Source organism: Paenibacillus sp. FSL L8-0435, from assembly GCF_037965655.1.
GTDB lineage: Bacteria > Bacillota > Bacilli > Paenibacillales > Paenibacillaceae > Paenibacillus.
In genome coordinates this window covers 1,176,997-1,191,863 of record NZ_CP150185.1, presented here as the reverse complement: position 1 = coordinate 1,191,863, position 14,867 = coordinate 1,176,997, and the positions used below count along the sequence as shown (strand labels likewise).

Genomic DNA, 14,867 nt, shown 5'->3' with positions numbered 1-14,867 from the left:
CTGACTAAGCCATCCGCTGCTGCGCGGCCAGCCTCATAATATCCTGCTCGGTTGCCTCGGCTCCGTCCACGATTCCGGTAAGACGCCCTTCGCTCATCACCATAATGCGATCCGACATACCCAGCAGTTCAGGCATCTCCGAGCTTATCATGATAATGCTTTTGCCCTGACGAGCCAGTTCCGTAATAATGGTGTAAATCTCAAACTTGGCCCCTACATCGATTCCACGTGTCGGTTCATCCAGCAGGAGTATCTCCGGGTCGGTCAATAACCAACGGGCCAGCAGAACTTTCTGCTGATTACCACCAGACAGGTTGCGAATCAGCGTGTTAACTGAAGGCGTTTTGGTTCTGAACTTCTGCGTCTGCTCACGCGCCTCTTCGCGGCCCTTTTTCTCGTCCAGCAAGCCCACGCGATTTCGGTAGCGCCCCAGACTGGCAATGATCGTGTTCTCATACACCGACAACACCGGGAAGATTCCTGTGACTCTTCGTTCTTCGGTGAGCAACGCAATGTTATGACGCTTCGCTGCTGCGGGGGAGTTAATCTTCACCTTGCGCCCATGAATCGAAATCGTACCTGAAGCGAGTCCACGCAGTCCAAACAAGGACTCAATCAGTTCTGTCCGCTGTGCTCCAACCAGGCCACCAATGCCAAGCACTTCACCTTTTCGCAGCTCAAAGGATACATCACAAAACGATTTGGGCTGGCTTGATGTCAGACCCTCGGCTTTTAATATCACTTCACCGGGTACGTTCGTCCGTTCCGGGAAACGTTCGTCCAGATCACGGCCAACCATACGCGTAATGATCAGATCTGTTGTTAAATCAGCAGCATCCCAAGTTCCTACAACGAAACCATCACGCATGATCGTCACTTCATCCGAGATCGTCAGGATCTCCTCCATCTTGTGTGAAATATAGATAATGGATACGCCGCGACTGCGCAGTTCATTAATAATGGCGAAGAGCTGATCCACTTCCTTGCCTGTCAGGGAAGAAGTTGGCTCATCCATGACGATGACTTTGGATTGAAACGAGACCGCCTTGGCGATTTCCATCGATTGAATCTTGGAAACAGACAGTGTTCCCGCCTGAGCCTTCGGATCAATATCCAGGTTCAAGTCCTTGAACAGGGCCAGCGTATCGGTATACATCCGTTTCTCGTCCACCAGTATTCCCCTCATTGGAAAACGACCCAGCCAGATATTCTCCATCACCGGACGATGCGGGACCGGGTTCAACTCCTGATGAATCATGGATATGCCTTGCTGAAGGGCCGCTTTGGAATTCGGAATATCCACATCCTTTCCTTCGATACGTATCGTTCCTTCATCCGGGTGATACATGCCGAACAGACATTTCATAAGTGTGGATTTCCCCGCTCCATTCTCTCCCATCAAGGCGTGAACCGTCCCCGGTTTCACTTTCAATGTGACCTGACTTAGTGCCTGCACACCCGGAAATGCTTTGGAAACTCCATTCATCTCCAGCAGGTAAGGTGACTCCATCTTGGTTCCTCCCTTCCATATGACCGGCAAAAAAGGGACGCTACCCGAATGTCGGACGTCCCTGTCTCGTGCTGTTATTGGGCGTCGGCGATGTTGTCTTTTGTAATCTTTTTGTATGCAATCCAGACGTATTTACCATCTGTAATATCGTATTTGGTATTTTCCTTCGTTGGTGTCTCCCCTTTGGCAAGGACAGAAGCCAGAGCAACCGTGGCAGCACCCTGATTCTTGGCATCATTAAGTACCGTGCCCAGCATCGTACCATCCTGTAGAGCCTGAATGGCAGGAGCTGTTGCATCCACACCTACCACCGGCATTGATTTGCCATCCTTGAAGTATCCGGCTGCTTTCAATGCCTCAATGGCTCCAAGCGCCATGTCATCATTGTTCGCGAGAACGGCTTCAATCTTGTCGCCATGGGAAGCCAGGAATGCCTGCATTTTCTCCTGACCTTTCACCCGGTCCCACATCGCCGTGTCTTCCGCCAGTGCTTCCACTTCGATACCGGCATCCTGGATCGCTTGAACCGAATATTTGGTTCGAAGCTCTGCATCCTGGTGGCCCGGTTCCCCTTTCAGCATGACGTATTGCAGTTTGCCATCGCCATTTTTGTCTGCTTCCGGATGTGCTTTCCAGTAATCCACAATCAGCTGTCCGGAGATCGTACCAGACTCTTCCGCTTTAGCTCCGACATAGTACACTTTATCCCACTTGTTCATGTCTTCCGCTACCGGCTCACGGTTGAGGAATACTACTGGAATATTCGCTGCCTTGGCCTTGTCAATGATGACCCCTGCCGCCGTCCGGTCCACCGGGTTCACGGCCATTGCATTATATTTCTTGGACACAAACAGATCCACTTTCTCATTCTGGGTCGGCTGTGCATTCTGGCTGTCCACGATATCCAGAGTCGCAACGCCTTCCGCTGCTGCAGTCATTGCATTACGTACACCCGTCATGAATGTATCATCGAATTTGTAGATGGCAACACCAATCTTTGGCGTTTCCGTACCGGCTGCTGTCTGACCTCCTGTATCTGTTCCCGTACTTCCACCCGCACTGTCTCCGCCGCTGCTACACCCCGCCGCCACAACCATACATGCCGTAATCAACAGTGTCATCCACGTTTTCTTCATATTCTTCATATCCTAATGACCTCCCCCAAGTTCATTCGGCTTCACCGATGTCTTTATTATGAAAGGGTTTACATTAAATTCGAATACAATATCTTCACCTGTTCTATCGAAATCTTCCTCAAGTTAACAAACTTCTTAATTTCTTCATTCAGCATTCGTTCCGGCACTCTTTTATTGTACAAAAGGGAACAACAGCTTCTGGTTATCCATCCAGAACATATTGTCTGTACTAACCAGCTTGGTCTCCAGCAACACTCTCGCTTGCACCTGTTGATTGTTCAGACGCGCAACGGCTTGATTCAATCCCAGATAACCTGCACTATATCCATTCTGGACGATGAGATGATCAAAGACCCCTTCTTGCAATTGCTCCAGTTGCTGTTGTTCACTGCCAAATCCAACAATCTTTACCTTGGCTGCAGATTTGCGTCGATTCAGTTCATCAGCTGCTCCCAGAGAAGCAGGTTCCTGAAGAGTAATGAAGCCATCCACCTCCTTCTGGTCCAGCAATTGCTTTGCAGTCTGCCAACATCCATCCCGTGTATTACATATCGATTTGGGTTCCACTTGAATATCAGGATACTGTACCAAGGCTTCCATAACTCCCTGCTCTCTCTGAATCAGACCAGAATTAAGAGGATCGGGGCCCAATAAGGCCACATGCCCTTTCCCTTCCAGAAGCTCCGCCATAGCCTGGCCGGCCTGTCTTCCCGCCTCAACATTATCCATCGAGATAAAACTGGTGATGCCTTTCACGGGAAATTCATCGTTAAGCACAATGACAGGAACAATGGTTCCATCGGAATTTGTTGTCTGTGCCTCCTGAATGATGTCACTAAGTGCCTTCTCACTTAGGGGATCAACCAATAGAGCTGATGCCCCCTGCTTCAGAGCCGATACGGCGGCCCCCACTTGAGCCTGCTCTCGCGCACTGCGAGACAACGTTTGGCTATTGATATTTGCTTGTTTGACCTGCATCTGACTTCCAGCAGAGTCCAGAATGGCAGGCGTGTACACATCACCATCGGAAGGGTATGCTTCCACGGTAATCAGTTCGGCTCCACTCTCTTTGGCAGCCGCTTCGGCGCCAAGCCGGATAGCTTCCGCAAGTTCCCCTGTCCCAGCTGGCGTAATCAGCGCAATACGTGGCGTTGCTGCCGTAGCATCGGGACTCGATAAGCCACAGGCACTGCATATGAGCAGACAGCAGCTTGCAACTGTCAGAGTTAATAAATGACGTTCCCGGATTCCAGGAAAGCTCGTAGCAATTTTCCCCCAAAATGTACGGACATTCAATCCTTTACCTCTATGGGCATTGTTCTTATTAACTTGGTTGTCTGTCATCAGGCTCGCCCTCCTTACGCTGCGATTGAATGGGAATCCGAACCCAGACCGTGGTACCTTCTTCCAACTCACTTGCAAATTCAAGGCCGAAGCCCTCCCCATAATAAAGCCGAATTCGGTCATGGACGTTGCGTACCGCTACGCCAGAGCCTGCACCGCTTTTGACCACAGGGCGACCACTCAATAATCCCGACAACTGTTCTTCCGTCATGCCGACCCCATTATCTGTAATGCGAAACACCAGCTTGTTGTCCTCATGATAGACATCGACCTCAATACTTCCTTCGTCCATGTGGTACTCGATGCCATGAACAATGGCGTTCTCAATCAGGGGTTGAAGCACCAGCTTTAATGTCAGGCAATCCAGAAGCGTATCATCGGCCTTAATCGTAAAGTTGAATTTGCGCTTGAACCTCATCTGCTGAATCGTCAAATAATGCTGCGCATGCTCCAGCTCTTCCCTGACCGTGATAATCGTTTTGCCTTGACTAAGACTTATGCGGAACAGGCGCGAAAGAGATGTGATCATCGTGATCACTTCCTCATTGCGGCTCATGCCTACCATGCGCACCACGGAATTCAGGGTGTTGTATAAAAAATGTGGATTGATCTGAGCCTGTAAAGCCTCCAGCTCCAGACGCCGCTTCTGTTCCTGTTCATGGATGATCTCATCCATCAAGGTGCGAATTTTATTGACCATCAGGTTGAAGCGACGGGATAGTCGTTCCACCTCCAGCGGCCCTTCAATAGGCAACTCCACGTTGAAATCCCCGCGCTCCACCGCCTTCATCTTACGTTCCATTCGCCGGATCGGACGCGTCAGACTGGAGGAAAGAAACAGGGATACGAGAATGACCAGTACCAGAACAACGACCAGTACACGAATGAGATATCCATTGACCTCTTGACGCGTTGTCATAATCTCATCCAGATAAGCAACACCGACTATTTTCCACCCGATATTGGCAACGGATTTCACGGTATTCAGCCTCTTCTGTCCATCTGCTTCATCTTCGTAACTGCCGGAAGCCACCAAAGCCTGTTCGATATTCTCGCTTTTGAGTCCCATATACATCAATTGTTGCTGCGGATGGTACACGATATTGCCCGCACTCTCATCGATGATATAGACATATCCCCGTTGCCCCAGACTGACCCGACGGCTCAGTTCATCCATCTGTTTGAAATTGATATCGACCAGCAGGATAACCTGCCGATCCTGACCATTTTGCCGTATCGTTATGCCTTTGCTCATGGAAACGACCCATTTATATGGGCCTGTGTACATGTTCTGAATATGAGGTAACGAGAAACTCAGGTGATCCGGCACACGAAGCGCAGACTGAAACCACCCTTGCTGTGTCACATGGGCACTTGGTTTTAATTCAGCTGTAGGTCGGTTCTTGAGCAATTTCCCCGTGGAATCAAGCAGAGTAATCGAGATGATATCTTCACGACTGCTGAGCAGTGTGTCTAGTTGTTTATCCACCAGTTCCCCTTCCCATGTCCCGTCACGCAGCATGTGTTCCTCAATGGCACGGTACAGATGAGACATACTGCGAACGTAATCCTCCAGGTTATAACTGACCTGATCCACAATCTGTCTCGTCGTCAGTTCCGCACTTCGCTCGGCAGCCTGCGTGAACTTGTCATGCAGAAGCATCGCCATGATGGTCAGTACCAAGACGATGAAAACGGAAAAGGACCACGTAATAATAAACCGGATACTGCTGACTCTGGACGAACGCAGACGAGAGCGTAATTGAGGTCCCGTGGACTTCACCCATCTGGACAAAAACTTCATCGGATCGAACCTTCACTTGCCGTCTGAGAAGCCTGTTTACGATATTCTTTGGGCGAGACGCCAGTATGTTTTTTGAAACAAAAACTGAAGTAATTGGGTTCAGCAAAGCCAACCTGCTCCGCAATCTCAAATGACTTCAGCTCTGTCGAGCGAAGCAGTTCACGCGCTGCCTCCATTCGGATCTGCATCAGGTACTGCAGGAAGGTAAGTTGCACTTCTTTTTTGAAAATGCCACAAAAATAACCGGAGCTGATATGCAGATGGCCGCACAACTTCTGAATGGACAGGTCCGGGTCGGCATAATGCTCCTTGGTGAAGACTAACGCCTGCTCGACAATATCCTTGTATACATGCTGACGTCCGCTGGCAATGCGATGTTGTACGAGTAGACAGACTTCCCGTACCTTCTTCTGTGCATCAGTAAGTCCCGGAAGTCGGAACAAATCCGCATACAACTGGAACCCTGCACCAAAGATGTCCTCCATCGCTTCCCCTGATGCCTGTGCTGCCTTCCACACTGTTGTTAATACTTCAATTAAATAGAGCTGAATATCACTTCGCCCGTGTTCCACTGTAATTTCCCGGAAAATGATCGCAAGTGCTTCCTCCAGCTCCGCTTGTGTACCCGCCTTCAGACAACGTGTCAGCGTCTGCTGCTTCAACTCGTCGAACCGCAGCTTGCCCGCTGTCTGTCGCTCCACGTCCGCGATGTATATAATTGAATCCGTTCCGGGCACAAGTCGATAATCCAATGCCAGCAGGGCATCTTCATAGGCATGATTCACATCCGCGAGTGTATCGACAATCTGACCAGATCCCACCGTAGCCGGGATACGTAAATAGTGGTTGATGCTGCGCATCACATTTTCCAACGCTTTCTGTTGCCGCTTCACTCCATCTGTACCGCCCGTACGATCCACATAGAGCAGGACAATCGTCTCCTGATGCATAAAGGCATGACCAGCCCCATGCTCCGCCCAGACTTCTGCCGCAATGTTAAGTGCAGCAAAGCGTTTCAGCTCAGCATCCTCAGATTGACGCAAGGAACCTCCGGGAACCAATATCTCAGACTGATCCGCTACCTCGGATGATGTTTTGTTATCTCGCTGTGGGGTCTCGATAAATACTCCCTCAGACTTCTCCTTCTGTACATCTCCATCCATGTGCAGTGTCAATACGGACACACCATAGCGTTCTCCTATCAGGTCCAATCCGCATTGTTTGGCTTTACTATGAATATATGTCGAGGATTTCTGCCGATGGAGCAAGGTCGCCATCAGATCTGCCTGTAATAAAGGCAAACTGGTATGATAGTGCTCACGCAGCTGCTGTACATCTTCACGCTCAGCCACTTCAGCCGCCATCTGGGCGCGCAATCTTGTGAGCAGTTCGGTGAGATGTCCTGCCGAGAATGGCTTCAGCAGATATTCATCCACACTTAACGAGATGGCTTGCCTCGCATAATCAAATTCATCATATCCAGTCAAAATGACCACCTTCACGAGTGGATTACGCTTCCTCAATCTTTGTGCAAGTTCCAGACCATTCATGAATGGCATGCTGATATCTGTCACCACAATGTCCGGCTCCACCCGCTCCGCCATCTCCAATGCTTCCCGCCCGTTCTCAGCCAAACCGACTATCCGCAGATCAAGCGCTTCCCAATCGACCTCTACAACAAGTCCTTCACGCACATCTTCTTCATCATCCACCAGCAGTACCCGGTACATGTTTGGATTCCTCCTTTTGATGACAACCTTATGTCCTAGCAAAGAATATATATGTAGCATGTGAATCATTTGATTTCTTATGGCTCACCGAATTGAAGCAAAATGCAAAGGCTCATGTTGATTGCTCCAAGGTTGCCATCATAATATACAATATTATCAGGGATATGTAATCGCTTTCTTTGTTAGAGGTAAGGCAACCCTGTCGGGCAGTGCCTAAGTGAAATGTGAAGGATAGTATATGAATGCTAAAGGTAGGTTAAAGTAATACAAACACGGAAAATTTCGAAGTACTTCTAATAAGAGGTGTTTTGATTGTAACTATAATTCAGACTTCATTCTTGTTCTTTACGATGATTTGTACTTAATGCTTTAAAATAAATCATGGTTGTATCTGGGTTGGTGTGTCCCATTATCTCGGCCAAACGGTGCAGTGGCGTATGCTCAGCCATGACGTAGCCAAAACGATGACGCAGATCGTGTGAACTCAATCCTTCTAGCCCTGCTGTTATCATTACTTTTTTAATCAGGTGTCGCAATGCTCTCTCCGTTAAACGATCGTTTGTCTTCTCTGAAGGAAAAAGGTAAGCAGGATCGGTAGCAAGATCAGATAAGTACTGATTCAACATGACAACACATTGTATATTCAAAGGGATCTTACGTTGCACGTTGCTTTTATCGGCTCTCACTGTCAGGTGACCACTTCGTCTACCAAGTTCGATATCCTGAGGCTTGAGGTTGCATACCTCCATCGTTCGCAAGCCTGTGTGAAACATTAAGGTCAGGATCGTCTGATCACGAAGGGAATTACCGCACTCCACTGCCGCGAGGAATGCCTGCTCCTCTTCTAATGTCATTCGGCGTGGACTTACTTTGTCTTCCGGAATGAATTTTAATGGTTTGGAAGGGTCATGACTGAGCCTGGATTCCAAGACAGCCCATTTGAAAAAACGCTTCAGCGTAATCAACCTCCGGTTAATGGTGGCTGGTTTCAATAACATAACGTTGTGAGCATCTTCACGATAACTGACTAAAGTGGATGTATCCACATCTTCAATTCGCAGTGAGAACTCTTCGCTAAGCATGGTGCTTTCCTTGTACCATTCAATAAAGTGTTTCAGATCACTTGTATATTCCTTCACGGTTTTGGGATGCAATTCTCCCTCATTAGCAAGCATATGTATGAATTCCTCTATCGTCGGTTCCCGCTGCACCGAAATCCCTGATGACTGATTCATTAGAAAATACCTCCAAATCTTGACTTATATTAGCGGACATGGTATTATCATATTAATCGATACATTAGCGGACATCAAGTTCGTGGTTTAAATGCACCAGGTGAGTGTCAATTTTTCAATAATACTCGTCATAATGATCGGCTAAAAACTTATTTTTTGGAGGAATCACATGCAAACAGGTACAGTGAAATGGTTCAACGCGGATAAAGGATTCGGCTTTATCGAAACTGAAGAAGGAACAGATGTATTCGTTCATTTCAGTGCAATTCAAGGTGAAGGTTACAAATCTTTGGACGAAGGTCAACGCGTTCAATTTGAAGTAACTCAAGGTAACCGTGGACCACAAGCTGAGAACGTTACTAAACTTTAATTATATGAAAGCTGCCTTATTAATAAGGCAGCTTTTTATTTACACATATGTTGCACAGTAAAGAAAAGATTTCACATCACAAGAATGAAAGCGAGGTATTCCCATGGATAAAGAACAATTGATCACAGAAGTAGCTAAGGCTGGCGGTTTCTCCAAGAAGAATGCTGAAAAAGCTGTAACCGTTGTACTAGACTCGATTCTCGAAGCTCTCAAAGAAGGTAAAGAAGTTCAACTGGTTGGATTCGGGAAATTTGAAGTGCAGAAGCGTGAGGCAAGAACGGGAAGAAGCCGGAAAACAGGCAAGGAAATTCAACTACCTGCAGGTAAAGTTCCTGTATTCACAGCAGGTTTAAGCATGAAAGAAGCTTTAAATTAAACCACGTAACAAACGTAACAACCCATTGAAAAGAGGTTTTTATTCAAACACACAATGATAATATGGATTTAAATGTCGTGTTTACTACCGTTGATGATATCATTAACTTTTATTCAGGCAAACAGACAAACTCGGATCATACAGAAGCTCATACTCATTTAAAGCCCCCATCAGTACAGTCTGATTGCAACCTACGACCACCCACCCGCTAAATTAACATTTCATCTTGGACAACAAGAGGCCCTGATCCGCTCAAAACGGTCCAGGGCCTGATTTGCTTGGAAGCCGGCTCCGTCAGGGAACCAGCTTTTTTATCTTTTATGCACAATGTACAACCATCCTATTTGCTGTTCTGTAGTTCGCGCAAGATCTGGAGATCATATGTAGAGACAAGACGTTCCAAATGCGTATCCAGCCATTCCTCATCCTGATCCCACCACTTCAATTCCAGCAGCAGTCCAATCGTCTCTTCGTCAAAACGCTTTTTAATAGTCTTGGCTGGATTACCACCAACAATCGTATAGGGTTCAATGTCCTTAACAACGGTTGAATTGGAGGCAACGATTGCCCCGTCTCCAATCGTGATACCAGGCATGATCGTTACATTTTGTCCAAGCCATACATCGTTCCCCAGTACCGTGTCACCCTTATATGGAAGTTGTTCCAGTGTAGGTGTCACACGTTCCCATCCTCCACCAAAAATGTTGAACGGATAAGTGGTCATACCCTCCATCCGATGATTAGCGCCATTCATAATGAATGTCACACCTTCCGCAATTGCACAGAAATTCCCAATGACCAGGCGATCACCAATAAAGTCATAATGATGCTGTATCCGGTCATAGAATTGCTCTGGCGGATTCGTGTTATCGCTATAATAGGTATAATCACCGATGTCCACGTTGGAACGCGGCGGCAGGTTTTGAATATAACATACCGTACGGATATTCTCATTCGGGAAAAGTTTTGTTTTATCAGGGGCCATATTGTAGTCCCTCCTTTTCCCTATTGTAACAGATATTAAATCTTAAACGGACTAAGTGAGGTCTGGAGCTCTGTCGACACATCAGACAAAATAGCCGCAGATGCCTTGATCTGTTCTACCGACTTGAGCTGTTCATGAACAGATCTTGCAGCCTGCTGTGAATTGGTACTGGCCGTCTGCGCATGGCGAGCGATCTCATGCACAGAAGCCACGATCTGTTCCACGCCTGCGGACATCTCTTCACTCGTCGCAGCCATGTCCTCAATCTCTGTAGCAATACGCAGGTTTGTATCCCGGATCAGGCTGAAGTTTTGCTCCGTTTCCCGGGTCAAGCGCAGTCCTTCCTGTACTTCGTCCTTCACTCTCGACATGGCCGATAGCGATTGCTGCATATCTTGTTCCATGGCTTCGACCAGTTCTTCAATACGATCTGAAGAGTCTCCAGCTTGTTCAGCCAGTTTACGAACCTCGGTAGATACGACGGCAAATCCTCTGCCATGCTCCCCTGCTCTTGCCGCTTCAATGGATGCATTGAGGGCGAGTAGATTCGTTTGATTTGCAATCTCATGAATGGCGGAAACCATCTGGCTAATCTGTGCCGACTTCCCTTCCAGCATACGAATGACTTCATCCGTTGTGGTAACGGAAGATTCAATTGTAGACATCTGCTGAACGGTAAGTTGCACCGCTTCACCTCCGGTTTCTGCCTGTTTGCGTGAATACAAGGCAGAGTCCGAGATACTGGAGGCCTTGTCCGCCATACGTTGTACACCTATAGCCACTTCTTCCATGGCCTGCAGATTTTCTTCTGTACTGATCGTCTGACTATCGGCTCCGTGCGCCACTTGTTCAACGGAGGATGCAATCTGCGCCGATTCTTTGGCCGTTTGATCCGCAATCTTGAGTAGCAGTCCAGTCGAATGCTCTGCTTTCTCCGCAGCTTGAAGTCCGCCTTGAATGATGACCTGGAGATTACTTCTCATCTCATTGTATCCCGTACCCAGCATGCCAATCTCGTCTTGGATGTTGTCCACAACTGGCTGTGTGAAATCGCCCGTCCCCGCACGTTTAATCGCCACAGATACCCGCTCGATTCTTACTCTCACCCTGCGAACGTACAGCAGGATCAGGGTAATTGCGACCAACATTGCAAGCAGGAATACGATCAGGAATGTCTTGAGGAACGAGGAGATAATCACATCAATTAACGATTGAGAAGCACCCACATAGAAAATTCCAATAATGTCTCCGGATGCGTTCTTGATTGGTTCATAGGCCGTCTGATATTTCTGACCCACAACCACGGCTTCACCGTAGTATTTTTCCCCTTGCTGCAAAACGGTCTGGGCGACCTCGTCCGATACCTTCGTGCCGACAGCACGCTTTCCGTCCACCATGACATTTGTTGCAACACGTTCGTCACCTCGGAAGATCGTCACCGTGTCCCCAGACGCTTGTCCAATCTCATCCACCAATTCAAAGTTGCCTTCCAGCGCGGCATCTCCCTTGAATAATTGTCCATCCTTAATGGCCCAATCTCCTGGATGCTTATATGTAATGATACTATTCGCCATCTCCAAATCTCGCTTTGCCTTCTCTGTAGCAAATGTCGTAATCCCCTGTCTCATCTCCAGGATTACACTTACCGCCACGGCTGAAGAGAAGGTGATAAATATACTGATAACGATCAAACTGATTTTGGTACCGATGCTCATGCTTGGCATGTGTGTGAGCCACCCTTTTCCCTATGTAGTTGTGGGGATATTCAAGCCAATTTCGAATCCGTTTCGAATATCACTATAGTCTTATCGGTAGGAGTGATCACAATATTTATAATATTTCAGTGACTTTTATCACAAAAATAACTTGTTGAAGCCTAATATTTTACGAATTATCCGTAATCATGTAAGAATGTTCTTTAAGTGAAGCCAATCAAACACATGCCAAAAGTAAGGCCAGACATGAACGAGGCCGGATTTTGCTGGATGTTCGCTCCGTCTAACCTGACAAAGCAGAGCAAAAAGGGATTCGATCTGACCATCGAATCCCTTTTCTTATTCTCCATACAACAACGTTGCTCTTGAGAAGATATCTCTTATTTGGATGTAAGGCTTACTTGTGCAGCGGTTTGATCCCAGTCCACGGTAAGTCCCAGTCCTTCTGAGATGAAGCGTACAGGAACGAGTGTGCGACTGTTTTGAATGATCGCTGGTGCATCAATTTCGAGTGTCTCTCCATTTACGGTTGCGGTGCTGCTTCCGACCTTGAGCACAAAGGTCTGATCATTCAGAACCGCCGTTACCGTCTTAGCCGTTTTGTCCCAAGTCACTTCTGCACCCATTGCTTCGAGGATTGCGTTCACAGGTACCATTACTCGTCCATTTTGCTGCAGCGGGTCCTGATCCGGGAATGTGATCGATTTACCATCGAGTGTTACGGTAATAGTTTTGTCGGTTGTTCCGGATGAAGTATTCGAACCTGTCTCTTCCGAATTCTCAGGCAAAGGCGTTACTTCACGTCCGAGTTGTCCTTGCAGATTTGCAAGACGGTTCAGTGCAAATGTCGTCAGTGATCCGGCTGCCATGGAGCCCATACCTCCGCCCCCGCCGCCAAAGTTACCACCAGGGCGTGTCTGCGTATTTCCTGTATTCGTTGTTGGATCTGTTGCTTCATCCGGAGGTGTCATTCCTTCGAAACCTTCAGGCGGCGTCATACCTTCCATGCCTTCAGGTGGGGTCATTCCCTCAAATCCTTCTGGTGGTGTACCGCCCATACCACCTGCCGCATCTGCATTGGCAGAATAAGCGATGTTGGATTCAAACTGTTCTGTCGTATAAAATTTCGTTGGATCTGCTTCTACATAAGGACGAATCTCATCGGCAAGGACAGTAATACGATCTTGAATGCCTTCCATGTAGTCCGTCAGTTCGTTGACGTAACTCAAATATTTTTCCTTATACTCCGGCACAGCAAGCAGGTTATTGATCATCGGTACATTTTCCATGCTGATGCCCAATACAGGCTCGTCTACAGATACGTTCGTAGCATTGGTGTTAGTCGTGGTTGATCCGGTTGTTGTGCCACGTCCGCCTCCGCCCGAGTACCCGTTGAAGGACATGTTGAAGTCCCAAGGAACAACCGTGAACTTGCCAGCGGCATCACTGTAGAGCATGTAGTTGTGTCCTTTGTCGCCGTTATAGCTGTCATAGTTGCCAAAAACCATGTTGCCTGCAATATATTGAAGCGCCGAATCTACGTCCAGTACACTTTCAATATCACCCTTTTCTCCTTCTGGCATCTCATTTAGTGTTTGGATGAAGGTTTTGAGTTTGGTTTTGTCCTTATCCGTACCCAAGTCTTTGGTGATTGTACTGTAGTCACTGCCCTCTTCGTATTGAAGATAACTCTTCTCATCCGTATCATAGAGGTCACCTTCTTCGTAATTCTCACCGTAGTTGCGCTCCAGATAGCTATCATCCACTGCTTCAACGCCAGTATAGAAACCAACAAACTCGCCGTTAACGTACAGATTAACATAGTTCGTCATTGGTACATCCATGCCAATGCTGCGCAGTGCTTCATAGTGTAGAACTTCACGCATATACGACGGATCGGCGTAGTTATTGTTCAGCACCATTTTGTCCAGTCCAAGCAGGCTTTGTGTTTTATCGTATTTATCAAACTTCAGTCTGAAGCTGTAACGGTCCGAATCTTCCATTGAGGCTACAGCTTTCAGGGTCAGATTGCCCTTGGTGGAGAAACCGACATTGTCCAGCTTGTTGCCGTCCACTTCCACACTCACATTCTTATAATCCTTATCCAGCGGACTTTCGAGCATGCTCTTCCAGTCTGCATCATCAATCGTTACATTCACATCTATGACGTTATCCGTCTGGAACAATGATTCATAAGCTTGCGTCACGCCTGCACTCGTGGTTGTCGCTGTACTTTCTGAAGCATATGCCGCATTCGGACTTCCGATCAGCCCAAAAGATGTCGTTACCATCGTCACGGACAATGCCATTACTGTAACTTTTCGTAATAAAATATTCAAAATGATGAATCCTCCTTCTTGGTTTCTATTAAGCTACTGAGGCTTATGTAACCATGGTAGGGGACTAACCTTTAGTGAATCTTAAACGCGATTATAAATGATATGTATCACTATGAAATTTTCATGGACATACAAGAAATATAATGAAAAAAAGCGCAATTATAACCTTGGAACCGGTTCATAAGTCCTATTTTATTGCAATTATCTAACATTAATATGCCTTTATAACGATATATCTGAAGAGTAGAACTTACCTGGAGTTCATATACGTGAATAGCAAAACTCATTACAAAAAGCTTTTAGAAACAAAAGAGAATTTGAGC

At 47.2% G+C, this 14,867-nt stretch carries 11 protein-coding genes; 2 read left to right on the top strand and 9 right to left on the bottom strand.

Translation table 11 applies throughout. The features are described 5' to 3' along the window. Positions 1-4: 4 nt before the first annotated feature. From NST33_RS05325 to NST33_RS05300, 6 genes are all read right to left on the bottom strand, one after another. Positions 5-1,510 (bottom strand): sugar ABC transporter ATP-binding protein, encoded by a 1,506-nt coding sequence (locus NST33_RS05325; RefSeq protein ID WP_339307110.1) that lies wholly within the window; start codon positions 1,508-1,510, stop codon positions 5-7. A gap of 74 nt (positions 1,511-1,584) precedes the next feature. After that, positions 1,585-2,646 (bottom strand): galactose ABC transporter substrate-binding protein, encoded by a 1,062-nt coding sequence (locus NST33_RS05320; protein WP_036606548.1) that lies wholly within the window; start codon positions 2,644-2,646, stop codon positions 1,585-1,587. Between the two features lie 171 nt (positions 2,647-2,817). Further along, positions 2,818-3,990, bottom strand: coding sequence for a substrate-binding domain-containing protein (locus NST33_RS05315; RefSeq protein ID WP_339307108.1), 1,173 nt, complete (start codon positions 3,988-3,990; stop codon positions 2,818-2,820). Beyond that, positions 3,971-5,794 carry a sensor histidine kinase gene (locus NST33_RS05310; protein ID WP_339307106.1) on the bottom strand — a complete coding sequence of 608 codons (1,824 nt, stop codon included), beginning with the start codon at positions 5,792-5,794 and terminating at the stop codon, positions 3,971-3,973. The genes NST33_RS05315 and NST33_RS05310 overlap by 20 nt, the downstream gene beginning before the upstream one ends. Then, positions 5,791-7,524, bottom strand: coding sequence for a response regulator (locus tag NST33_RS05305; RefSeq protein WP_339307104.1), 1,734 nt, complete (start codon positions 7,522-7,524; stop codon positions 5,791-5,793). The genes NST33_RS05310 and NST33_RS05305 overlap by 4 nt, the downstream gene beginning before the upstream one ends. Positions 7,525-7,856: 332 nt before the next feature. Further along, positions 7,857-8,759, bottom strand: coding sequence for a tyrosine-type recombinase/integrase (locus NST33_RS05300; protein ID WP_339307102.1), 903 nt, complete (start codon positions 8,757-8,759; stop codon positions 7,857-7,859). A gap of 169 nt (positions 8,760-8,928) precedes the next feature. Here NST33_RS05300 and NST33_RS05295 point away from each other — a divergent pair, with 169 nt between their 5' ends. After that, positions 8,929-9,129: a cold-shock protein gene (locus NST33_RS05295; protein WP_017690333.1), complete on the top strand. Its 201-nt coding sequence runs from the start codon at positions 8,929-8,931 to the stop codon at positions 9,127-9,129. A gap of 103 nt (positions 9,130-9,232) precedes the next feature. Beyond that, positions 9,233-9,505, top strand: a complete 273-nt coding sequence (locus tag NST33_RS05290) for an HU family DNA-binding protein (protein ID WP_036606368.1) — start codon at positions 9,233-9,235, stop codon at positions 9,503-9,505. 340 nt (positions 9,506-9,845) lie between these two features. Here NST33_RS05290 and NST33_RS05285 read toward each other — a convergent pair whose 3' ends face one another. From NST33_RS05285 to NST33_RS05275, 3 genes are all read right to left on the bottom strand, one after another. Next, complete coding sequence (locus NST33_RS05285; protein ID WP_339307100.1) at positions 9,846-10,490, bottom strand: Vat family streptogramin A O-acetyltransferase; 645 nt, start codon at positions 10,488-10,490, stop codon at positions 9,846-9,848. A 35-nt stretch (positions 10,491-10,525) separates the two neighbouring features. Beyond that, the gene (locus NST33_RS05280) at positions 10,526-12,214 is read right to left on the bottom strand and encodes a methyl-accepting chemotaxis protein (RefSeq protein ID WP_339307098.1); all 1,689 of its coding nucleotides are present in this window, start codon (positions 12,212-12,214) and stop codon (positions 10,526-10,528) included. A 371-nt stretch (positions 12,215-12,585) separates the two neighbouring features. After that, a complete protein-coding gene (locus NST33_RS05275) occupies positions 12,586-14,544 on the bottom strand; it encodes a CotH kinase family protein (protein ID WP_339307096.1) in 1,959 nt (652 codons plus the stop codon). Positions 14,545-14,867 lie beyond the last annotated feature (323 nt).